This window comes from Alcaligenes sp. PF14 (assembly GCF_037150615.1).
In the GTDB taxonomy this organism is placed as follows: Bacteria; Pseudomonadota; Gammaproteobacteria; order Burkholderiales; family Burkholderiaceae_B; genus Alcaligenes; species Alcaligenes phenolicus.
The window spans coordinates 45,102-65,147 of sequence record NZ_JBAGRS010000004.1 but is presented as its reverse complement, the minus strand read 5'-3'; the positions used below and the strand labels follow the sequence as shown (position 1 = coordinate 65,147).

The following is a 20,046-nucleotide window of genomic DNA, read 5'->3' as shown; positions in this document are numbered from 1 at the left end:
AGCGGGGGCTAATCATAGCGGGGTTTCGCCCCTATCCTTGAAGGCATGCGCTTTCAATCGGAATCCATGCCATGAAAAAGGTCGTCAGCATCCTCAGTCCATGCCCCTCTTTGGCGGGTGACGATGGCCTGGCGGCGCGTACCTTGTTCAGCCATCAGGACCACGCGGACCGGCACAGCCCCTTTCTGCGCTTGAATTATGCCGCTCCCACCCCCTACCCGGCCCGTAGCCGTCGCCACAAGGTACATAGCTCCCCGCAGCGCGGCTTTGAAACCGTCACGCTGGTGTATCAGGGCGAGCTGGAGCATCGCGACTCCAGCGGTCATAGCGGCATTCTGGGTCCGGGCGATGTGCAATGGCTAAGTGCGGCCTCCGGCCTGCTGTATCAGGCCAGCCACTCCGAGCCGTTCGCCCGTCAGGGTGGTACTTGGGAAATGGTGCAGCTATGGATCAACCTGCCTGCTTGTGCGAAAACTCTGCCACCCAGCCAGCAGTCTCTGCCCAGCACAGACATTCCCGTTCTGGCCCTGCCCGATCAGGCCGGACAGATACGAGTGATTGCCGGGCAATACCGGGACCAGCCCGGCGCGGCCCGGCATCACAGCCCGCTCCTGTTGTGGGACATACAGATCAAGGCCGGGCATCAAGCCTGTTTTCAGGTGCCCGAGGGCTGGAACACCAGCTTGCTGGTGCGAAGCGGCGAAGTACAAGTGAACCAGCAAACGCGAGTGCGCCCCGCTCAGGTCGTGTTGCTAAGCCTGGAAGGCCAGACTATCCGGCTGAACGCCCAAAGCGACACCCAGCTACTGTTGCTGGGCGGCGAGCCCATTGACGAGCCCGTTTTGACCTACGGCTCTTTTGTGATGAATACACAACAGGAAATTACCCAGGCAATTGCCGACTTTGATCAGGGCCGGTTTGGCTGCCTGGGCTGAGCTTTCCCTCTCCTATTTCCAAGCTGCCACGCACCCCGATGGCGGCCCCTGCCACCCCGACCTGACCATCCATCATCACAGCACACTTGCATTGAGCCAGCCCGCATACGATATACTGAACCGTCATCGACTTCCCTTAGACACTATGAGACGCTGGTTCGTCGTCGTCTTGCTTCTTATTCTTCCCCTGCAGGCTTACAGCTCCCACTACCACGCAACCGTGCAAGGTGGTCAATCGGCTTTATTCGCTCAACACGAATCCGATGCAGCCGAGTCTGCGGAACGCCGTGTCTCATCCGCCGATCATCCTTTGCATCAGCTCAGCGCCATTTTGGCGCACACGCCCATGCAACAGTACGCCGATCACGCGGATACCCCCTTGCCCTGCCCGGTTCAGTCTTTTTGGCTGCATGCCTGGCCATCGGCTTGTCCGACCTATTGCCTGCCAGCAATTTGCTGCGAATTTGCCCCGGAGCACCGCCCGCCCCGCGTCTGACGCCTGACGCGCCGCGGCGCGGCGCCCTGCTTCTTTGCTTTTTTGCACTTATTTATCTGTCTAACAGGACAACATCATGGAATGGCTACTCGATCCCAGCATCTGGGTCGGCTTATTAACTCTGGTGGTGCTGGAGATTGTTCTCGGCATCGACAACCTGATCTTTATCGCGATTCTGGCCGATAAACTGCCCCCGCATCAGCGCGACCGTGCTCGCCTGATCGGCCTGTCGCTGGCGCTGATCATGCGCCTGGGTCTGCTTACTATCGTCTCCTGGCTGGTCACCCTGACCACGCCACTGTTCTCCATTGGCCCGCTCAGCTTCTCCGGGCGCGACCTGATCCTGCTGCTGGGCGGTCTGTTCCTGCTGTTCAAGGCCACCAGCGAACTGCATGAACGTCTGGAAGGTGGCGATCATCACTCCAGCACCAACAAGGCCTATGCCAGCTTTGGTGTCGTGGTAGCCCAAATTGTGGTGCTGGATGCCGTGTTCTCGCTGGACGCGGTGATTACTGCCGTGGGGATGGTGGATCAACTGCCCGTCATGATGGCAGCCGTCATTATCTCGATTGCGCTGATGATCTGGGCCTCCAAGCCACTGACCACCTTCGTGAACAACCACCCCACCGTGGTGGTGCTGTGCTTGAGCTTCTTGCTGATGATCGGTCTGACGCTGACCGCCGAAGGCCTGGGCTTCAAGATCCCCAAGGGCTATCTGTACGCGGCCATTGGTTTCTCCATCCTCATCGAGTTCTTCAACCAGATTGCCCGCCGCAGCCTGCAGCGCTCGCAGTCACGCCGTCCTTTGCGTGACCGTACTGCGGAAGCCGTACTGCGCATGCTGAGCAACCGCAAGAATGAAGACAAGGACGACAACGGCAACGAGGGTCAGCTGGAACTGGACGAACAGGCATTCCGCACCGAAGAACGCAATATGGTCAGCGGTGTGCTCAGCCTGGCCGAACGCCCGATTCGCTCCTTGATGACGCCTCGTCAGGAAATTACCTGGCTCAATATCGAGGACTCCGCCGACACCTTGCGCCAGCAACTGCGCTCTACCCCGCACAGCTTCTTGCCGGTGTGTCAGGGCGATCTGGACCAGGTGGTGGGTGTGGCTCGCGCCAAGGATTTGCTGGCCGATCTGGACGACTACCCGCAGGTCAAACTGTGGCCGGATCTGCGTGAGCCCATCATCGTGCACGAACACACCGATGTACTCAGTGCGATTGCCATGTTGAAGCAGTCCAATGGCCAGTTCGTGCTGGTAACGGACGAGTACGGCGCGATTGAAGGCCTGCTGACCCCCATCGACATTCTGGAGGCCATTGCCGGCGAGTTCCCCGACGAGGACGAACAACCCGCCATTCAGCAGATTGGCCCCAATCTGTGGCAAGTGGATGGCAGCATAGACCTGCTCTTGCTGGCCCAAGCCGTGGAAGCGGACGACCTGCTTTTGAAAGACAGCAGCTTCAATTCCGTGGCCGGCTTTTTGCTGGAGCGTCTGGACTCCCTGCCCACGGTAGGGACGGTCGTTGAGGCAGACGGCCTGCGCTTCGAGATTACCGAAGTCAGCCAACGTCGTATTGCAACGGTACACGTCAGCCGCTTGCAGGAACCCGAGCAGACACAAGAGTAAAAGAAAAGGCCCGCTTCACAGCGGGCCTTTTTCAATCAGGCTCGGCTTAAAAAAGCGATTCCGCCAGGCAAGCGCGTCACCGCCACGCCATATAACTGCTGCAAAATGTCCAGCGCCTCAGGCAGATTATCCAGACTGACGGCAAAGCTGACCAAGACAGGGCCTAACGTGGCGTCTCGCAAAATCAGATGTCCTGACCAATAGCGGTTCAGCTCGGCCAGCACCTGCGACAAAGGCTGCTCATGAAAAGTCAGACGGCCCTGACGCCAGGACGGGAAGTCCTCCGCCGCAACTGTCTGCACCGAGCTGATCGCATGGCGACCGTAAACAAGTTGCTCACCGGCAGCCAGCCGATATCCCTGTCCACCAAAATCCACCTGCGCACTGCCGGACAAACAGGTGACTTCGGTTTTGCCATCCAGATAGCGGATATTGGTACGGCCATTAAAGGTCTGAATGGAGCCCGCACCCGCAAACACCGTACACACCGAGGCCGAGCGCTCGGACTGTCGCACTTCCACTTCCCCATCCAGCAAAGCCACAATTCGACCCAGATGCGGGTCGTCACCGACGTTCAGGCGACTGCGCGTATTCATATCCAGCCAGACATGGTCCAGCAACTGCACGCGCCGCTGCTCGCCCGCACCCGTGCGATAGTCAGCACGCAAATCAGCCAAGGAAGGCCACAACTGCATAGGAGGCTTGGCGACCAGATACAGGCCACCACCCAGCAGCAAACCGCCCAGCAAGGCGCGACGCAAAGGCTGGTGGCCACGTTTTTTCATCAACTTGGCTTCGCGCAGCCAATCTTCACGATCTTGGGGCATGGCATCCCACATTTCGCGCGCGTGCGCAAAAGCGGATGCATGAGAAGGACTGCGCCCACACCAGCGGCGCAGCTCCCGAGCCTGACGAGAGGTCAGCGAGGACGTTTTCAGGCGGCTGACCCAGGCTCGTGCCTCCTTGTGCAAGGTGTCTTCATCCAGATTCAAGGCATTAGCAGGGTTCATCAACAATCAATTCAAAAAGCACTACACAGGGACTGACAAACGCAATCCAAAACGTTTTATCCAGCCGTTTAAACGGATAAAAACGAGAATTCAAAAGTAAACATAAATTGTCGGAAACTGCAGGCCCTATCGTCAAGCCATAGCCCGTCATAAAGAGTAAAGACGGGCTTTAACAGCACTGCATCAACTGCTGGCGCAGCCAGACATGAGCCGGGTCCGCGTGGCGACGGCTATGCCAGACTTGCTGAAACAAGACCGAGGGAATGGGCAGAGGAGGCTGGAAAAACACCAGTTCAGCCTGTTCGCGCAAGTGCTCGGCACTGCGGCTGGACACCGTCAAAATCAGGTCCGTGCCCGCCAGGACTTGGGCAGCCGCACTCCAATGCGGCAAGGACAAGGCAATCTGCCGTTTAAGACCGAGCCGATTCAGGACGTTGTCGACCTCACTTTCCCCTCCCGGACGCATGGCCAGCAACACATGCGGGCGCTGCAACCACTCTTCCAAAGCAGGGGCTTGCCCGCCGCTCAGACTGGCCCGATCCGCAATGCAGATCAGGTGTTCCTCAAACAAGGTCTGCGCCTGCAAGCCGGCCGGAATTTCCGAGAACACGCTCAAGGCCAGATCAATCTCGCCATCCCGAAGCTGACCCTGCATGGCTTCCCGGCTGGCCTGGCTGACCGCCAGCCGAATACCCGGTGCGTCACGACGCAGGCGGCGCATCAACGGTGGCAAGACAATTTGCGCGCCGTAATCCGACATGGCCAAGCGAAATTCACGTTGTTCACTGGCTGGATCAAAGCCACCCGCATCCAGCAGGCCATTGAGCTGCTGCAAAGCCTGCTCCAGAGGACGCTGCAACTGCAAGGCCAGCGCGGTCAGCTCCAAGCGGGAACCGCGGCGTATCAACAAAGGATCGTTGAACACCTGGCGCAAATGAGCCAAGGCATGACTGACGGCAGGCTGGCTTTTGTGCAGACGCTGGGCAGCCCGCGTCACATGCTGCTCGGTCAACAAGGCATGCAGGCTCAGCATCAAATTCAGGTCTATACGGCGCAGCTCATCCATAGAACGAATAATGACTGTGCACACTATTAATTTCAATAAGAATCGCGAATAGTGCAAGATAGAGCTTTGATTCTTATGGAGATACGCTCATGCCCGGTACCGCTTTGTTCAGTATGTTGGTGGCTGTCTTTGCCGGTTCGGCCGTGCCGTTTCAAGCTGCCAGCAATGCCGTTCTGGGTAAGGTCCTGGGGCATCCGCTCTGGGCCACACTGGTGTCGCTCTGTATCAGTGCGGCTCTGGTGCTGCCCACAATCTGGCTGATGCGCGCCCCCGCTCCCCTGACCGCGCAACTGGCGCATGCCCCCTGGTGGGTATGGACGGGTGGCGTTGGCGGGGTCATTTACATCAGCGCCGCCCTGATTCTGACGCCACGCATGGGCGCCGCCAGCTTTATTGTCTGTGTGGTGGCCGGGCAAATGCTCAGCTCCATGCTGATCGACCACTACGGTTTGATGGGTCTGACACCACGCCCGGTACATATGGGACGCATTCTAGGCGTGCTGCTGATTTTGGCTGGTATGGGCCTGGTGCAATGGTTTACGCCTTCCGTAGCTGCGGCGGCTGAAAGCAAAAGCGCCACTGCAGATCACAGTGGCGCTCAGGAAAACAATCCAAGTCTGACTCAACGCGCTGGCGCTGACAACAGCACCCGATCTTGATGTCGCTTAAGCGGACGCCTCGGTCGATTTGGAACGGAACTGGCTGCACCACCAGAACCCGGCCGACAAGGCAGCCGCCGACAACATGCCCAAGGCCAACAACAAGCCGCTATCGAACAGCAGCGGAGCCACCACACCGGAAACGGTGGCGAACAAAAGCATTTGCCAGGCACTTTGTACCGAGGAAGCCAGGCCGCGCATGGTGGGGAAGGTGCCCAAGGTCACCACCGTCATGCCCGGCAAGGCCATGGACATGCCAAAGGCGTACACAAAAATAGGCATCACGGCCCACGGCACTTCTGCCTGGAACAGGAGGTTGTACACGGTGTTGAACGCCGCGCCAGCCAGCATAAGGGACAGGCCCAGACGAATCATGCGTGCCGGGGCCAATTTCTCGGCAAAGCGGGCATTCAGAATAGAGCCACCCAACATACCGCCAATAAAGGGCAGGAACAGCCAGGCAAAGGCGGTTTCTGTCAGGCCCAGCACACCAATCACAAAGCTGGCCGCCGACGAAATGTACAAGGCAAAGCCGCCAAACGCACAGGCAATGGCGGAGATCGCCAGCACGAAGCGGCCATTGCTCAAGGCCCGTGCGTAATTGGCCAGAATCACCCACAGCTTCAAGGGCTGGCGCGAGGCCAGGGGCAAGGTTTCAGGCAGTTGCCGCCAGCACAGCGCAATCAGGGCAATACTGAGCACCGTCAGCATCCAGAACACCGAGCGCCAGCCCGAATAACTACTTAAATAGCCGCCCATGACCGGTGCAAGCGCCGGGGCCAGACTGAAGACCATCGTGATGTGGGCAAACAAGCGCTGAGCTTGCACCCCTTGTACACAGTCGCGCGCCAGGGCCTGACCGACGACACGTCCGGCACCTGCCGAACAGCCCTGGATCAAACGGAAGAACAACAGCCAGGAAAAGCTGGGGGCCAGCGCCGAGCCCACGGACCCGATCAGAAACAGGATCAGGGAGGCCAGAATCACGGGACGCCGCCCGAAGCTGTCGGACAACATGCCCCAGAACAGGCTCATGAAGGCAAAACCAAACAGATACAGACTTAAGGTCTGCTGAACCATTGACTGGTCAACGGAAAATTCAACACCGATACGGTGAAATGACGGCAGATAGGCATCGGTAGCAAAAGGCCCCAGCATCGCCAACGCCGCCAACACCAAGGTCAGCTTGCGGTAATTCATAGATAGCTTTGGAAAACAGGGAGGGCGCCAGAATCAGCGCAGGGATAGGGGCATGGTACCCCTTAACCGGACCGTACGGACACATCCGCACGGTGCACAGTGTATCAAACGATATAAAGCGGATCGAGCCAAGCCGCTTTCATGCTAGCTGGCCCGGTAGCCACTTGTCTGAAAAAAAGATCAGCGTCTGCCCGGCGACGGCGTACCAAAAGCCTCGCGGCTGGTTTGTCCGAAACCGCTTTGATGCAGCAGGCTGCGCTCAATAAAGCGGCTGACCAGGGAGCGCACTTCCGGCAACCACGGGCCTTGGTCAAACACTTGCGGGAACTTCATGCTGAACCAGGCATAAAGGCTGATCTGCTTGCTGAGCAATTCGGCGTCTTCCAGGCGGGAGGGGCTGGCGGATTTCAGCCAGGACGGCGCCGGTGGCAAGGCCATGGGGCGTTGTGCCACATAGGCAGACAGGCAACGCTTGAAGTAATCCAGCTCCGTATCCTTATCCACGGACACCGGCGCGCAGGCAAAGGTGAACTTCTCGCGCAAATCCAGCTTGGGAGCCAGGCGGTCTACACAAAAGCCCAGCTCGATGGCGTCTTTCAAACCCGCTGTCTGAAACAAGGGGCTATCGGAAGCCACTTTCTGCGCAAAGTACTGCAGCACAGCGCCGATATTGTTGTTATCCAGTAAAGAGGCCAGCGCCTGCACGTGCTCGGGGCTGGGTGCAATGGGCAAGCGCAAATCCACGCTGGGGGCGTCGCTTTGCAATTGGGTACGAATATGGTTCAGATCCTGCTTGTCCATCGCCCCCACATAGCCTTTGGGGTACAAGCCATAGCGGCCTGCCCGTCCGGCAATCTGGCGCACTTCGGTTGCGTTCAAGGCTCGCATGGAGCGGCCGTCAAACTTGTGAACCGTAGAGAACAGGACGCGGCGAATCGGCAGGTTCAAGCCCATGCCAATCGCATCGGTGGCTACCAGCACATCGGCCTCGCCTTGGGAAAAGCGCTCGGACTCGGTGCGGCGCACTTCCGGAGCCAGCGCGCCATAAATGGTGGCAACTTTCCAGCCTTGGGCGCGGTAACGCGCACTTAGCGTTAAGACATCCTTACGGGTGAAAGCCACCACCGCATCACCTTTGGACACGCCCTGAGCTTCACGTTGACGATCTTTGCGCCCCCGCCACGGCGCTTCCTGACGCCCTTGCTTGCCTGTGGCTCGCGGCGGGTCTACCGGATAAGGCATGACCTCCAGCGGGGTTTTGCGTTCGGTAAATTCCAGCTCCATGGTCTCTTCCATGGAACGCACCAGACGCTCGCACGGACGCAGGACGGAAGCATCACCACAGACAAACAGGGTACGGGCCGGAACACCGACCAGAGCTGCAGTCCAGGCCCAGCCGCGCTGCTCGTCTTGCAACATTTGAATCTCGTCCAGAACGGCCACGCGCACTTCCATCGTGGGGTCCATCATCTCGACCGTGCAGGCAGTGTGCTGGGCACCGGGCACCATCACGCGCTCTTCGCCCGTAACCAGATTGCAGGGGATGCCCGCGTTCATCAGACGATCACGCACCTCCATGGCCAGCAGTCGCAGCGGAGCCAGATATACGCCGGATCGGGCTTCCATCAGGGCTTCCAGGGCCTCGTGCGTCTTGCCCGAATTGGTCGGGCCCAAACGGAACACCAGATGGCGGCGGATGCCTCGGGCCAGGCTGAACATTTCCGGGAAGTCACCCAGGCGCATCAAGTCCTGGGCACGCTGTTGCTCCACACTTTCCAGAATGCGGCGCACCGGGCCATTGAGCAGACGCTTTTCAAAATCCCCGGCCTCGATTTCCTTTTGCTCGATGCCCTCTTCCAGAGCCATGCGCAAGGCTTTGGCCAGTTCCAGAAAGGACGAGCCATCAATCAGGGGGCGCTGGGTTTGCAAAAATGCATCCAGCGAATCTTCCAGACGTTGGGACAAGCGGTTTTGAGCCGCTGCATTGAACAAGACCGTGACGCGGGCAGGCAGTCGGTCCAGTTCCGAGCCGGTACGTGGCAAAGGCACGGCGGCCTGCATACGAACATTGGCGCGCCAGTGCTGACGCTCGCCCGCTACGGGCACATTCACCGCCAGCCACAAATCCTTGTGCCACCACAGGCGCAATGGATCTTCCGGGTCAATTTCGTAATCGCACGCTTCTTGCTTCTTGATCTGGTTCAGCACTTGTTGCTGACGCCATTGTGTACGCGCACGGTCAGCCGCTCGCTGGTACTGCGCACGTTCACGATTGCTCAAGCTGCTGGCGTATTGCTCGCGCCATTGCTCAATCTGGCTTTGATCAATCGCTGCCAATAAATCCGGGTGATGGGCAACACGGTCACGGCCGCCAGCGGCTCCGCCACGCACTTCCAGTTTGGTACTGGGCAAACGGCGATCAGCCAGCCATAGCTCGTATTCCTGACGAGTAATGCCCAGCAAGGCCATCGTTTCTTCCGACCCTATGCACTCCTGCTCCCAAGCCCAACGCTGCTGTCGTTGCTCTCTCTGACGCTCCTGGCGTTGGGCTTGAGCCTGCAGCAAAAACTCCTGCTGCTCGGCATCCAGCTTGAACTCCTGGGTCAAGACAGCGGCACTGGCATTGCGGCCATACACGGTCATGAACCAATGGGCAGGTTCCCCGGCTTGCAGGCCCTCGAAGGCCTCCAGGGTGATGCGTTGCGGCTCGCAACCTTGCTCTTTCAGCCAAGCTGTCAAACGCTCCTGGGCCTGATTGAACTTGCGCTGTTTATCGTTTTGTTCTTTTTGACGCGCTTGTTCACGTTCTTTTTGGGCCTGCTCCCAGCGCTGACTGCGTTGCTCGCGATCGCGCTGTTCGGCCTGTAACTGCCACAAATAGGTCTGCGCCAAAGGCATGGACTGCCAGGCCTGCACCAAAGCCTGCAAGCGCGGGCCGCGCTCGGCTTCGGGCCAGTTCTCGCTTAAAGGCAAGGACTGGGAGGCTATCGCTCCGGCCAATTGAGCGCGCTGTTCAAGCAGTTGCTCACGCAAGGCTTCATAAATATCCGCTTCCAGCTTGTCCACGCTCATTTGATACAGCAGGCGCAGGGTACGAATCACGACCTCGGGCACACCTTGGGACTGTAAACGCTGGTCCGCATCCTTCAAACCCAGTTCGGCAGCGATGATCTGATTGAAAAAGGCGGCGTCCTGCGGCAAGCGCCAGGCTTTCAGCCACACGCGCCGTATGCCTGCCCGGTACTGAAAACGCGCTTTCTTGGCGACCTGACGAGCCACACCTTCCAGACGAGGGTAATCCAGCCATTGAGGATGGAGCAGCAAGCCCGCTTGAGTGGGAACGGGAGAATCGGAAACAGACGAAGCGCGACGCGCAGCCATAGGGCGGGGACCTGAAAATACGGGAAGAAGAGAACGAGAAAGGCAGACAAGCCGGTTCAAGCAAGCATGAGCAGCATTATACGGGTCTGCTCGGGGACGTTCAGAGGATACAGGCAATCACCGTGCTGCACGTCTTTGTGGGCAAGAAGACACAGGACTACTCAGCCAACCATTCCAGACAAGCTTGCGGCAAAGCAGCCAAACCGGACTGGCTGTGATTACAACCCGGCACGATGCGAAAACGCGGCTCACCACCTTGTTGCTGCGCCAAAGCCTGCGCCAGTTCGCGGGTGCCATCCACCATGCGGCGCTCTTGCAAACGTAAACGACGCAGCTCGCGCTTGTCCTCAGGCATGGCTTCTTCTGCCGGGCCCAGGCTTTGCTCGAACTCGCCAACGGAGAACTGTACGGGCATCGTCATAGCGGCTTTGGGCAAGGGTTGGGCCAGCAGTCGAGCCAGATAGCCCTCCCCCCACCAGACCGAGGGGCTGGACACCACCAGTGCATCGAACAATTCTGGCTGTTGATACAGCAGATGCAAGGCAAACAGGCCACCCAGGGAATGGCCGCAGAGCAAACGCCGCTGCGCATTCAAAGGCGCCTGTGCGTAGGCCCAGGGCAAGAAAACGTCCTGCATCATGGCCAGAAAATCTGGCGCGTGGCCCGCTTCTCCATTGAGCGCGGGGGTGAAGTCCTGATCGCGCCAGACCTCCGCGCCATAACCTATCCCCAGCACGGCACAGGCGTGTGGAGCCTGCTTTTCACAGGTGGCCAACACCGCTTCAAATTGCGGTAGATCAAGCACACACAGCAATGGCCAGCCCTGCGCAGGCGCTGGCACGTCCGGCCAGGCCAAAGTCAGACGATACTGTCGGCCCAATGGGGAAAGAAAATCCAAATGTTCAAGCTGCATAAAAGAATCGCGGTAAGGACGCCAAAGCCCGGCTGATGAACTATACTTTCTTTCTATGTAAACGGTTATCATTCAGACACTTAATGTCCACATCTGCTGTTCCGGCTCCTGCGCTGGCCGACTATCAACACATCCTCAGACGTCGCTGGCTCCTGGTTGGGGCCCTGGTTCTTGTGATTCTGGCCTCGATTGTGGCCGACTTCATGTTGGGGCCCTCAGGTCTTAGCCTGGGAGAACTGAGCCATGCGCTGTTCAACCCGGAACAGTCCGACCCGACCACCCGCGTTATCGTCTGGGAAATCCGCCTGCCTTATGCCTTGATGGCCATGGCCATTGGTTTGGCACTCGGCCTGTCCGGTGCGGAAATGCAGACCATTCTGAATAACCCACTGGCCAGCCCCTTTACCTTGGGGATTTCCTCGGCAGCGGCGTTTGGCGCGTCCCTGGCCATTGTGCTGGACCTGTCGATTCCCGGCATTCCGCAAGCCTGGACCATTGCCGCCAATGCCTTTATTTTCGCCCTGCTGTCCGCCATGCTGCTGGACGCGGTCGCCCGCTGGGGCGCCATGAGCACCGCCAATCTGGTGCTGTTTGGCATTGCGCTGGTGTTCTCCTTCAATGCACTGGTTTCGCTGGTGCAGTTTGTGGCCAGCGCCGAAGCCCTGCAAGGGCTGGTGTTCTGGACCATGGGCAGCCTGTCGCGCTCCTCCTGGGGCAAGGTCGGCATCATGCTGGCGGTGTTTGCGCTGATTCTGCCGCTGTCGCTGCGTGATACCTGGAAACTGACCGCCCTGCGTCTGGGTGAAGACCGCGCCACCAGCTTTGGTATCAATGTCTCACGCCTGCGCCTGGTGTCCTTGCTGCGTATCAGCTTGCTGGCCGCACTGGCCGTATCCTTTGTGGGCACCATCGGCTTTGTGGGCCTGATTGCGCCGCATATTGCCCGCCGCCTATTTGGTGAAGACCACCGTTTCTACCTGCCCGGCAGTGCCTTGGTGGGTGGGGTGATTCTGTCTCTGGCCTCGATTGCCTCGAAAAACATTGTGCCCGGCATCATTATTCCGGTCGGCATTGTCACCTCGCTGGTGGGTGTGCCCTTCTTCCTGGGCGTTGTGCTGCGACGCCAAATAAAGTGAACCATGCTTGAAGTCCACGATCTGAGCCTGTCTTACGGCAAACGCGAAATTCTGTCCAAGTTGACCATCGAGCCTTTGCAGCCCGGTCAGCTGGTGGCTTTGCTGGGCCCCAATGGTAGCGGCAAATCCACTCTGCTCAAGTCCCTGGCGGGGCTGCTCAAGCCCACCACCGGCGAGATCCTGCTGGACGGTCAGGAGCTGAGCGGCGTCAGCTTCGAGCAGCGCGCCCAAAAAGTGGTGTACCTGCCCCAATCCCTGCCCGCCTCGGTCCACCTGCGTGTGTTTGAATCCGTACTGGTGGCGGCCAATGCCTCGGCCCCTGGTGGCCACGCCCGCGATGTGGATCATGAGCACATCATGCACATCCTGCAACGCCTGGGCATTGCACACTTGTCCATGCACTATCTGGACCAGCTTTCGGGCGGCCAGAAACAGCTGGTGGGACTGGCACAAGCCCTGATACGCAAGCCCAAACTGCTACTGCTGGATGAACCCTTGTCTGCTCTGGACCTGAACTATCAATTCCACGTGATGGACTTGCTGGCCCAGGAAACCCACGACAACAATCTAATCACCCTGATCGTGCTGCATGACCTGAACGTAGCTCTGCGCCATAGTGACTATGCCCTGATGATTGAAGGCGGTGGTCTGCTAGCGCAAGGCGAGCCAGCCAAGGTGATTACCCCCAACTCGCTGGCCCAGGCTTATGGCGTCCGTGCCCGCGTGGAAAGCTGCTCGCAGGGCACCTTGCAAATCATTATCGACGGGCTGCAAGAGCCTGTGCTGTGACCTTCGGAGAACCCATGAACATCCTGCGCCACCTGCTGCTGTCGCTGACCTTGCTCTTGCCTTTGGGCGTGCAGGCCCAGCCCATCGAAGTTACTGATGCCATGGGTCGTACCGTTACCCTGCCTGGCCCCGCCAAACGCATTGTGCTGACTCAGGCACGTCACTTCCCGGTACTGGCTTTGGTCCACCCCGAGCCAGCAAACCTGATTGCAGGCTGGTCGGACGAGTTCAAAACCTCCTTCTCCAACGAGTACGAGACCTATCTGAAGCGCTACCCGCAACTGGCCAGTATCCCTATTGTGGGTCGCCATACGGCAGATACCTTCTCGATCGAACAGGCCCTGGCCCTGCGTCCGGATCTGGTCGTGCTGACGGCTGCCTTTGCGGGCCTGACTCCCGGTCAGGACACACGCGACTCGGCCCTGATCCAGCGCCTGACTGCCGCCAAAGTGCCCGTCATTGTGATCGACTTCTTTGTGAACCCGCTGGAGAACACCGTACCCAGCCTGCGCGCATTGGGCTACGCCGTGGGTGAGAAAGAACGTACCGACGAGTTCATCCAGTTCTACGAAGAACACATGCAGGGCGTTGCCCAGCGACTGGCCGATCTGCCCAAGGAAGATCATCCGCCCGTTTTTGTGCATGCCCATGCAGGCAGCACGGACTGCTGCAACTCGCCTGGCGCAGGCACCTTTAACGACATGATCAGCTATGCAGGCGGCCACAATATTGGCGCGGATGTCCTGAAAAGCTCCACCGGCAAGCTGAATTTTGAATACATCAATTCCCGCGCGCCTGTGGTCTATGTGGCTACGGGCACAGGCGCAGGCAAGCGCACCACCTCCGGCGGATTGGCTATTGGCACAGGCGTCAGCGAAGACCAGGCTCGTAAAAGCCTGCAAGCCATTATTGACGGCAATCGTCTGCAAGCCCTGCCAGCCGTGCGCAGCGGCAATAGCCACGGCATCTGGCATGCCTTCAACGATTCACCTTTGCACATGATCTTTATCGAAGCACTGGCCGCCTGGATTCACCCCGACCGCTTCCAGGGCGTCTCGGCTCTGAAAACACTGGAAGAAGTGAACCAGCGCTTCCTGACCGTGCCGATGGAAGGCACCTACATGATTGATTTGAAGTCCGCCCTCTAAGCCTTCATGTCACGCCTGATTCCACTGGAACTGCCGCCTGCGGGCGGCCATCCCCATCACGTCTTGCTACGCCTGCCAGACAGCAAGCCAGAACAAGGCCCCCTGCCTTTGCTGTGCCTGCTCGATGGTCAGTGGACCTTGCCCTTGCTGGAAGAAAGCGGCCACCCCGCCTTGCAGCACTGCGCGATTCTGTCGCTGGGTTACCAAGGCGAGCGCGATCAGATCACACGTTATCGCGCTCTGGATTACACCCCGCCCAGCCCGGACGGCACTCTATGGGAAGACCCACGCGTCCCCCAATGGCAGGCGGGTGGCGCTCCTGCCATGATCGAACAAGTGCGTATGGCGCTAGCCTTGGCCCAAAGCATGGAGCCTGCGCTGACCCGTTCGCGCATCAGCCTGTACGGCCACTCCTACGCTGGTCTGTTTGTGCTGTATGCCCTTAGCCGGCAAAGCCTGCCCATTCAGCACTACCTGTGCGCCAGCCCTTCCTTGTGGTGGCGTGATCCCCTGATCTGGACCTTGCTGGAGCGGGTAGACAAGCCGGTACTGGTAGATATTCTGGCCGGTGCCTCCGAGGCCTGGTATCCGCTTAGCGCTCAGGCAGCGGGCCCGGAAGGACGCAAAAATGGTGTGCCTACCCTGCCCACCATGCAAAAACTCCAAGCGCACTTGCAAGCCCAAGGCATGCAGGCGAATCTGCATGTTCTGCCCGGAGCCGGCCACGGCCACGTTCTGGCACAAGCCACCTTGCGTGCCCTGGAACTGGCTTGTGGCGCGGCTTAGCCGTGTTCTCCCGGCGCGCATGACGCGCCTTTTCACTTCATATCCAAGTTTTCCCGCCCTAGGGTAACTCCCCCCATTCGTCCTCTTGTTTTAGGTCTCAACTTCTTTTAGTCTGTATTTATATGCAAGTGCATAGAAATCAAAAAAAGAGATTGGAGACAAACATGAAGGTAGCGGTATTAGGTGGCGGGCACGGTTGTTACGCAGCAGCGGCAGACTTGAGCGAACAGGGCCACGAGGTCCGTTTATGGCGTCGTGATACGGCCCAGTTGCAGCCTTTGCTGGACCGTCCAGTCATGACCTTGAAAGACGAAGCAGGCGAGCGCGAAATCCCCATTGCCAAAGTCTGCGCTGATATTGGCGAGGCCATCGCCGGTGCCGATCTGGTACTGATTCCTTCGCCCGCCATTGCCCAAACCGATATTGCCCGCGTCATGGCTCCGCACCTGACAGACGGCCAGGTCGTATTTCTCCCCCCAGGCACCTTTGGCTCCTTCATCATGAGCGAGATCGTGCGCGGCACCGGCAACAAGGCCGATGTCAGCTGGGCCGAAACCGGCACCCTGCCCTGGCTGGCCCGCAAACATGGGGATACCGTGATCAACATCACCACCCGCGCCACCCGCCTGCCTACCGGCGTGTACCCCGCGCGCAATACCGACCACGCCCTGGAGGTGATTGGCAAAGTGTTCCCCAGCGTGGAGCGCTGCGAAGATGCCCTGTCCGGCGCCCTGATGAATGCCGGCCCCATTATCCACCCACCGCTGATCATGATGAACGCAGGCCCGCTGGAGCACTTTCCGGCCTGGGATATTCATAACGAAGGCACTCAGCCCTCGGTACGTGCCGTGACCACGCAGTTGGACAACGAACGCATGCGCATTCGTGAAGCGCTGGGCTACGGTGCCCCGCACTTCCCCCTGTCCGACCACTACGAAAACGACCAGTGGATGTATGGCGACCGTTCCTCGCACTCCAAGCTGGTGAAAAGCGGCGACTGGCGCGAGAAGATCGACCTGCACGAACACCGTTACATGCGTGAAGACACCATGCTGGGTCTGGCCTTCTTTGCATCGGTAGCCGACTGGGCCGGTGTAGATGCTCCCGTCACCAAAGGCTTGCTGGCGATTGCCGGTGCCATCGTGGGTGAAGATTTGCGCCAGGGCCAACGCACACTGGCCAGCCTGGGTCTGGACACGATGAGCCGCGAGCAACTGCAAGAGATGTTGCAAGCCGGGAGAGCCTGATGAACGCGCCCGCCCCGATCAAACGTATCGTTGCGGTGGGCGCAGGTCGCATGGGGCGGGGCATCGCCCTGGCCTATGCGCTGCGCGGCCAAGCCGTGACCTTACTGGATTTCAAACCCCGTCAGCCTGCTGATAGTGCCCGTCTGGAAGCCGAAATACGCCAGGAATTGCGTGCCACGCTGGAACAACTGGCCGACCTGGGCATGTTCGCCACCGAACAGATCGACGACCATCTGGCCTGCATCAGCGTCGCCCCCTTGAGCGCAGCGGCGCAAGTGCTGGGCCAGGCCGATCTGATTTATGAAGGCGTGCCCGAAACACAAGAAGCCAAGACCGACGCCCTGGGACGTATCGGTGAACTGGCCCGGCCCGATGCGCTGATCGCCTCCACCACTTCCACCATGCTGGCCTCGGATCTGGCCCCCATGTTGAGCCATCCGGAGCGTTTCCTGAACGCACATTGGCTTAACCCGGCATTCCTGATTCCACTGGTCGAAATCAGTGCCCACCCCGGCACCAGCGAGCAGACCTTGAGCCGTCTGCAAAGCAATCTGGAATCCATCGGCAAAGTGCCTGTGGTCTGTGGTTGCCACCCCGGTTTCATCGTTCCACGCCTGCAAACCCTGATCATGAACGAGGCCGCTCGCATGGTTGAGGAAGGCGTAGCCAGCGCAGCCGATATTGATAAGGCCACCCGCTACGGCCTGGGTTTCCGCTTTGCCAGCATCGGCGTGCTGGAGTTCATCGACTACGGCGGCAACGACATTCTGTATCACGCCGGGCAATACCTGTCGCAGAACCTGGACCCGGAACGCTACGCCGTACCCGACATCATCACCCGTTATATGGAAAGTGGACGCAACGGTCTGCGCAGCGGACAAGGCTTTCACGAATACCCGGTGGACCAGCAACAAGCGTATCGACGCGACGTGCTGGCCCGCGTACTGGGAATGCTGGATCACATCGGCCTGGCCCCTGCCCGCGCCGAACACCTTGCCAAGGAGACACAGGAATGAAAAAAGACTCCCACGCTGCGCCTTCGTCTTGCTGCCCTCCAAGAGGGCGCTCTTCATCTTGGGACGGCCCTGCGATGAAGAAAACCGCTGCGTTGCTGTTTGCCCTGATGAGCTGTCACGGTCTGAGCCAGGCTCAGGAAGTCCCCACCTTGCGGGTAGGCTGGACCATTCCGGGCGAGGAAGCCAAATACCTGATGGCCAAGCGCCCCGAGCTGTTCCCGCAACTGGGCAAGAAATATCAAATCCAGTGGACTCAGTTCCAGGGCACTTCGCCCATGGTGCAAGCCATGCGTGCTGGCGTTCTGGAATGCTCCACCATGGCCCCCATGTCTCTGGCCAATGGCGCTATTGAAAGCGGTCTGGAAGCCTATATCGTGGCCCAGCACGTGCACTCGGACGATGATCACTTCTCCGTCTACTGGGCCGTGAAGGAAGACAGCCCGATCAAGACCGCGGCGGACCTGAAAGGCAAGGTCATTGGCACCAATGCTTATGGAGCCGGTGTGTACTTCGACATGCTGCTGTGGCTGCGCCAAAACGGTATCGACCCGGACAAGGACGTGAAAATCGTCGAAACCGGCTTTCCCCCTGCGGCCGACGCCATTCGCAGTGGCCGCATTGATGCCGGTCCCATGGCCCAGCCCTTTGCCCTGCTGAACGAGAAGAAAGGCGGTTTACGCAAACTGTTCTCCCTGTCCGAAGTGGCCAGCCCATCCGTACAGATTTTCGAAGCCTGCAGCAAATCCTATAGCGACGCCAATCCCGAAGTGGTGCGCGCCTATGTGCAGGACTTGAAAACAGCCATGGGCATGCTCAGCAAAGATCCTGCACTGGCCGTAGAAGTCACCGCACAAATTACCCGTGCGCCCAAGGACTTGCTGGCCCAGTACCTGTTCACCGACAAGGACTTTGCCCGCGTCCCGGACATGCAGCCTAATCTGGAATCCATCCAGGGCACCTACGACCGCTATCACAAGGCGGGTTTCCTGAAAAAAGCCTTGAACGTGCAGGACTTTTATCGGGCTGATTTACGCGAGGCAACACCATGATTGAACTGGATGGTGTCGGTAAAACCTTTAACACCCGGCAGGGCCGCAGCCATACGGCCCTGCAAGACATCGCCCTGAACATTCCGGCAGGGCGATTCGTGTCTATTCTGGGACCCAGCGGTTGCGGCAAAAGCACCCTGCTCTATATGTTAGGGGGCTTTGAGTCCTGCTCCAGCGGCCAGATCCGCGTCAAGGGCAAGCCCATTACCGGCCCAGGTCCAGACAGGGGCCCGGTGTTTCAGGAGTACGCCCTGTTCCCCTGGAAAACCGTGCTGGGAAACGTGGCCTACGGCATGCGCGAACAAGGCATGCCCAAGGACCAGGCCGAACAGCGCGCCAGCGAATGGCTGGACAAGGTCAAGCTGGGGCCTTACGCCTCCTTCTATCCACGTGAACTGTCCGGCGGTATGCGTCAGCGTGCGGCCATCGCCCGCACCCTGGCCTATGAGCCGGACATCCTGCTGATGGACGAGCCCTTCGGGGCGCTGGATGCCCACACGCGCGTCACCCTGCAAACGGAACTGCTCAGCTTGTGGGAGCAGTTACGCAACACCGTGGTCTTTGTGACGCACGGCGTGGACGAGGCCGTCTTCCTGTCCGATACCGTGATTGTCATGACTGGCTCGCCCGGCCGCATCAAGGAGGTAGTGGAGATTGATCTGCCCCGCCCCCGCGTCCGTAGCGAGCTGCTGCGCAATCCGGTCTATCAGGAAACCATTATTCGTCTGGAGCAATCCTTGATGGCGGAGGCCCACCCATGACGCCACAGCACTGGTATGAACATCGCTGGGCCTCCTTGGTCATGGCGGCCATTCTGGTGCTGCTGGCCTGGGCAGGGCTGGCCCGTTGGGTAGGGCTGGATTCCTTCCCCAGCCCTTGGGCGGCCTTGGGCGAACTGCCTGCCCTGATCAGCGACCCGATGGCCTGGTCGGCAATCCTGCAGTCGGTTGGCCGCATGTTTGCCGGTTATGCCCTGGCACTGGTCGTGGCCGTCCCCCTGGGTTTGGCCATGGGCCGCAGCCGCCTGGTCTATACCGCTTTCTATCCTCTGGTGGCCCTGGCCTATCCCATGCCCAAAGCGGCCTTGATGCCGATCTTGATGCTGTGGTTCGGTCTGGGGGATTTCTCCAAGATCCTGGTTATTGCGCTGGGCGTGTCCCTGCCTTTGCTCTATCACAGCTATCACGGCGCAACCCGCATCGAGCCCAAGCTGATCTGGGTCGCCCAGTCCATGGGCATGGGGCCCATTGCCCGTCTGGGCAAAATTGTTCTGCCCGCCTCCTTGCCGGAAGTCATGATTGGCTGCCGGGTCGGGGTGGTCATGGCCCTGATCGTGATGGTGTCCTCCGAGATGATTGCGCGTCAGGAAGGTATAGGCAATCTGCTGTTCACCTCCATGGATATGGCGCAGTACTCCACGGTGTATGCCGTCATCATGCTGCTGGCCGTGCTGGGCATTGCCTGCGATGCGCTGTTCGAGTTTGTCCGCAAACGCTGCACACACTGGCATGACTCGACCCAGAGCCTGATGGACAAAGGATGACGCTATGACCACCAAAACCTTAGCCTCACCGGGACA

General features: G+C 59.3%; 18 protein-coding genes. 13 read left to right on the top strand and 5 right to left on the bottom strand.

Features of this window, described 5'->3' with window-relative positions; genetic code table 11:
• Positions 1-71: 71 nt before the first annotated feature.
• The 3 genes from WFM49_RS09755 to WFM49_RS09745 all read left to right on the top strand — a co-directional run bounded on the left by WFM49_RS09755 (position 72) and on the right by WFM49_RS09745 (position 3,067).
• Positions 72-935, top strand: coding sequence for a pirin family protein (locus tag WFM49_RS09755; protein WP_336972974.1), 864 nt, complete (start codon positions 72-74; stop codon positions 933-935).
• A 145-nt stretch (positions 936-1,080) separates the two neighbouring features.
• Entirely contained in the window at positions 1,081-1,431 is a 351-nt protein-coding gene (locus WFM49_RS09750) for a hypothetical protein (protein WP_022983384.1), read from the top strand.
• A 76-nt stretch (positions 1,432-1,507) separates the two neighbouring features.
• On the top strand, positions 1,508-3,067 hold the full coding sequence (locus WFM49_RS09745) for a TerC family protein (protein WP_021447067.1): 1,560 nt from the start codon (positions 1,508-1,510) through the stop codon (positions 3,065-3,067).
• A gap of 35 nt (positions 3,068-3,102) precedes the next feature.
• Here WFM49_RS09745 and WFM49_RS09740 read toward each other — a convergent pair whose 3' ends face one another.
• On the bottom strand, positions 3,103-4,077 hold the full coding sequence (locus tag WFM49_RS09740; RefSeq protein WP_336972973.1) for a FecR family protein: 975 nt from the start codon (positions 4,075-4,077) through the stop codon (positions 3,103-3,105).
• Positions 4,078-4,246: 169 nt separating this feature from the next.
• Positions 4,247-5,143: a LysR family transcriptional regulator gene (locus WFM49_RS09735; RefSeq protein WP_009462789.1), complete on the bottom strand. Its 897-nt coding sequence runs from the start codon at positions 5,141-5,143 to the stop codon at positions 4,247-4,249.
• 89 nt (positions 5,144-5,232) lie between these two features.
• On the opposite strand from WFM49_RS09735, the gene WFM49_RS09730 reads away from it, so the two are divergent.
• The gene (locus WFM49_RS09730; protein WP_336972972.1) at positions 5,233-5,802 is read left to right on the top strand and encodes a DMT family transporter; all 570 of its coding nucleotides are present in this window, start codon (positions 5,233-5,235) and stop codon (positions 5,800-5,802) included.
• A gap of 6 nt (positions 5,803-5,808) precedes the next feature.
• On the opposite strand, the gene WFM49_RS09725 is transcribed toward WFM49_RS09730, so the two are convergent.
• The 3 genes from WFM49_RS09725 to WFM49_RS09715 all read right to left on the bottom strand — a co-directional run bounded on the left by WFM49_RS09725 (position 5,809) and on the right by WFM49_RS09715 (position 11,296).
• Entirely contained in the window at positions 5,809-7,002 is a 1,194-nt protein-coding gene (locus WFM49_RS09725) for a multidrug effflux MFS transporter (protein ID WP_336972971.1), read from the bottom strand.
• Positions 7,003-7,182: 180 nt separating this feature from the next.
• Positions 7,183-10,383, bottom strand: coding sequence for a DEAD/DEAH box helicase (locus WFM49_RS09720; RefSeq protein WP_336972969.1), 3,201 nt, complete (start codon positions 10,381-10,383; stop codon positions 7,183-7,185).
• A 157-nt stretch (positions 10,384-10,540) separates the two neighbouring features.
• A complete protein-coding gene (locus WFM49_RS09715; RefSeq protein WP_336972967.1) occupies positions 10,541-11,296 on the bottom strand; it encodes an alpha/beta hydrolase in 756 nt (251 codons plus the stop codon).
• Positions 11,297-11,379: 83 nt separating this feature from the next.
• Here WFM49_RS09715 and WFM49_RS09710 point away from each other — a divergent pair, with 83 nt between their 5' ends.
• The 9 genes from WFM49_RS09710 (at position 11,380) to WFM49_RS09670 (ending at position 20,010) form a co-directional block, all read left to right on the top strand.
• Positions 11,380-12,432 (top strand): FecCD family ABC transporter permease, encoded by a 1,053-nt coding sequence (locus tag WFM49_RS09710; protein ID WP_021447070.1) that lies wholly within the window; start codon positions 11,380-11,382, stop codon positions 12,430-12,432.
• Positions 12,433-12,435: 3 nt separating this feature from the next.
• Positions 12,436-13,221, top strand: coding sequence for an ABC transporter ATP-binding protein (locus tag WFM49_RS09705; protein WP_026484031.1), 786 nt, complete (start codon positions 12,436-12,438; stop codon positions 13,219-13,221).
• A gap of 14 nt (positions 13,222-13,235) precedes the next feature.
• On the top strand, positions 13,236-14,369 hold the full coding sequence (locus WFM49_RS09700; RefSeq protein WP_336972966.1) for an ABC transporter substrate-binding protein: 1,134 nt from the start codon (positions 13,236-13,238) through the stop codon (positions 14,367-14,369).
• 6 nt (positions 14,370-14,375) lie between these two features.
• Positions 14,376-15,155, top strand: coding sequence for an alpha/beta hydrolase (locus WFM49_RS09695; protein WP_247966104.1), 780 nt, complete (start codon positions 14,376-14,378; stop codon positions 15,153-15,155).
• Between the two features lie 164 nt (positions 15,156-15,319).
• The gene (locus WFM49_RS09690) at positions 15,320-16,402 is read left to right on the top strand and encodes an NAD/NADP-dependent octopine/nopaline dehydrogenase family protein (protein ID WP_083054348.1); all 1,083 of its coding nucleotides are present in this window, start codon (positions 15,320-15,322) and stop codon (positions 16,400-16,402) included.
• Positions 16,402-17,418: a 3-hydroxybutyryl-CoA dehydrogenase gene (locus WFM49_RS09685; RefSeq protein WP_035268448.1), complete on the top strand. Its 1,017-nt coding sequence runs from the start codon at positions 16,402-16,404 to the stop codon at positions 17,416-17,418. The genes WFM49_RS09690 and WFM49_RS09685 overlap by 1 nt, the downstream gene beginning before the upstream one ends.
• Before the next feature lie 74 nt (positions 17,419-17,492).
• The gene (locus WFM49_RS09680; RefSeq protein WP_009462834.1) at positions 17,493-18,467 is read left to right on the top strand and encodes an ABC transporter substrate-binding protein; all 975 of its coding nucleotides are present in this window, start codon (positions 17,493-17,495) and stop codon (positions 18,465-18,467) included.
• On the top strand, positions 18,464-19,228 hold the full coding sequence (locus WFM49_RS09675) for an ABC transporter ATP-binding protein (RefSeq protein WP_254500047.1): 765 nt from the start codon (positions 18,464-18,466) through the stop codon (positions 19,226-19,228). Before WFM49_RS09680 ends, WFM49_RS09675 begins: the two co-directional genes overlap by 4 nt.
• Positions 19,225-20,010, top strand: coding sequence for an ABC transporter permease (locus WFM49_RS09670; protein WP_035268452.1), 786 nt, complete (start codon positions 19,225-19,227; stop codon positions 20,008-20,010). Before WFM49_RS09675 ends, WFM49_RS09670 begins: the two co-directional genes overlap by 4 nt.
• The last annotated feature ends 36 nt before the right edge of the window (positions 20,011-20,046 follow it).

Bases quoted from the DNA above. Each gene is read 5' to 3' on its own strand.
- WFM49_RS09680 (WP_009462834.1), top strand. From the start codon at position 17,493: ATGAAGAAAACCGCTGCGTTGCTGTTTGCCCTGATGAGCTGTCACGGT.
- WFM49_RS09725 (WP_336972971.1), bottom strand. From the start codon at position 7,002: ATGAATTACCGCAAGCTGACCTTGGTGTTGGCGGCGTTGGCGATGCTG.
- WFM49_RS09740 (WP_336972973.1), bottom strand. From the start codon at position 4,077: ATGAACCCTGCTAATGCCTTGAATCTGGATGAAGACACCTTGCACAAG.
- WFM49_RS09710 (WP_021447070.1), top strand. From the start codon at position 11,380: ATGTCCACATCTGCTGTTCCGGCTCCTGCGCTGGCCGACTATCAACAC.
- WFM49_RS09675 (WP_254500047.1), top strand. From the start codon at position 18,464: ATGATTGAACTGGATGGTGTCGGTAAAACCTTTAACACCCGGCAGGGC.
- WFM49_RS09730 (WP_336972972.1), top strand. From the start codon at position 5,233: ATGCCCGGTACCGCTTTGTTCAGTATGTTGGTGGCTGTCTTTGCCGGT.
- WFM49_RS09750 (WP_022983384.1), top strand. From the start codon at position 1,081: ATGAGACGCTGGTTCGTCGTCGTCTTGCTTCTTATTCTTCCCCTGCAG.
- WFM49_RS09670 (WP_035268452.1), top strand. From the start codon at position 19,225: ATGACGCCACAGCACTGGTATGAACATCGCTGGGCCTCCTTGGTCATG.
- WFM49_RS09700 (WP_336972966.1), top strand. From the start codon at position 13,236: ATGAACATCCTGCGCCACCTGCTGCTGTCGCTGACCTTGCTCTTGCCT.
- WFM49_RS09720 (WP_336972969.1), bottom strand. From the start codon at position 10,383: ATGGCTGCGCGTCGCGCTTCGTCTGTTTCCGATTCTCCCGTTCCCACT.
- WFM49_RS09685 (WP_035268448.1), top strand. From the start codon at position 16,402: ATGAACGCGCCCGCCCCGATCAAACGTATCGTTGCGGTGGGCGCAGGT.
- WFM49_RS09705 (WP_026484031.1), top strand. From the start codon at position 12,436: ATGCTTGAAGTCCACGATCTGAGCCTGTCTTACGGCAAACGCGAAATT.
- WFM49_RS09735 (WP_009462789.1), bottom strand. From the start codon at position 5,143: ATGGATGAGCTGCGCCGTATAGACCTGAATTTGATGCTGAGCCTGCAT.
- WFM49_RS09695 (WP_247966104.1), top strand. From the start codon at position 14,376: ATGTCACGCCTGATTCCACTGGAACTGCCGCCTGCGGGCGGCCATCCC.
- WFM49_RS09715 (WP_336972967.1), bottom strand. From the start codon at position 11,296: ATGCAGCTTGAACATTTGGATTTTCTTTCCCCATTGGGCCGACAGTAT.
- WFM49_RS09745 (WP_021447067.1), top strand. From the start codon at position 1,508: ATGGAATGGCTACTCGATCCCAGCATCTGGGTCGGCTTATTAACTCTG.
- WFM49_RS09755 (WP_336972974.1), top strand. From the start codon at position 72: ATGAAAAAGGTCGTCAGCATCCTCAGTCCATGCCCCTCTTTGGCGGGT.
- WFM49_RS09690 (WP_083054348.1), top strand. From the start codon at position 15,320: ATGAAGGTAGCGGTATTAGGTGGCGGGCACGGTTGTTACGCAGCAGCG.